The sequence below is a fragment of the Paeniglutamicibacter antarcticus genome (assembly GCF_039544305.1).
In the GTDB taxonomy this organism is placed as follows: Bacteria; Actinomycetota; Actinomycetes; order Actinomycetales; family Micrococcaceae; genus Paeniglutamicibacter; species Paeniglutamicibacter antarcticus_C.
This window is the reverse complement of record NZ_BAABLK010000058.1, coordinates 1-1297: the sequence shown is the minus strand read 5'-3', so window position 1 is coordinate 1297 and position 1297 is coordinate 1. Positions and strand designations below refer to the sequence as shown.

Sequence of the window (1297 nt, the reverse complement as noted above, 5' to 3'; positions counted from 1 at the left end):
GCTTCAAGCAGCATCGACTTGCCGGTCCCGGCCGGTCCGCACGCAATCAAGTTCTCCTTGCGCCGCACCCATTCCAAGGTGCGCAAATAGTCGCTGGTCGCTGCGGGGATACTAGAAATTGATGCGTCCCATGCCTCGAACGTCTTCCCGGAAGGGAACCCAGCACGTTTGCGGCGGGTGTCGAGCATGGACTTGTTTCTCCCGGAGGCTTCGGCTTCCAGCAGGACCCGCACCGCCTCGGCGGGATCCCAGCGTTGAGCCTTGGCCGTGGTCAGGAGCTCCTCAGCGATCTGGCGGGCGTGGGGCATCCGATTGGTGCGCATCAGTTCAATGACAGTGCTGATCGTATGGTCTTGCACGATTCCCGGGGCCGGGGCGCCGGTGGTGTTAGTTTGCATCGCTGTCCTCCTGCGTTTCTGCGGTGTCCTCGTCGGTGGCTTGCTCATCGGTGGTGCCGAATCCCGCCCAGGCACCGGTGCCCTGGGCCAGGATCTGGTTCGGATCCAGGACGATGCGGGTCTCGCTCAGGTAGCCGGGGGCCCGGTTGGTTTCAATGATCGACAGCAGGTCTTCATGGGTGAATCGGTGGTGCACCGCAGCACCGCCGAGCCCGTGGTCGACGCTGGTGACACCCAGCAATTTGGCGAGCTCCACCGCGGCGGCCATCTTCATCCGGATCTTCCCGACCCCGGCTGCCGTGGCTTCCTTCAGCCAAAGCTTCGCGCCCTCGCCGATGTCCAGGAACGCTAGGTCGGCATCGTTTTTTGCTTTCGGTTCCCGCTCCAGGGACCCGGCCGGACGCGGCGGGAAGTGCGCGTCAATCACCGACGGAACCCCGGGCCGGGTGCGTGGGTGCCGGGCGACCTCCGCGGGCCCGGACGCTGCGACGTGCACGATCACAATCTCGTCGTTTCCGCTCTGCCGTACCCAGACGCTTTGGCCCATCAACTGGTACGGAACCGAGTATCGGGACTTCTCGAAGCTCACCATCGGCGTGTTCGGCGGGACCACCCGCCCATGGCCCAATGCCAAGGCAAAGGGCTCCTCCGGGACTCGGTGCAATGCGGCCCGTTCGGTATTCTCCAAGATCTGCGAGGGGATCTCGAGTGTCACCGAATGCACCCGGTTGTTGACCTTCTCCATGAAAGCTGTGCAGGCGGCCTCGACCTGCGCGAACGTGTCATAGGTGGGCAGCAGGTTCGCGTCGGTGGGGACCATGTCGGCCTTGGCCAGGTGCACCGTTTTCTCCACGCCGCCCTTGGTGGCCGGGTCTGCCGGCTGGCAGGTGTGGATGACA

At 64.5% G+C, this 1297-nt stretch carries 2 protein-coding genes; both read right to left on the bottom strand.

The genetic code is table 11. The annotated features are described in order from the left end of the window. Window positions 1-398: ATP-binding protein (locus tag ABEA12_RS15060; protein ID WP_345468813.1), on the bottom strand; the 398-nt coding region annotated here is incomplete at its 3' end. After that, window positions 388-1297, bottom strand: a 910-nt coding sequence (locus ABEA12_RS15055) for a Mu transposase domain-containing protein (RefSeq protein WP_425571791.1), incomplete at its 5' end; no start/stop codon positions are given. The genes ABEA12_RS15055 and ABEA12_RS15060, both read right to left, overlap by 11 nt.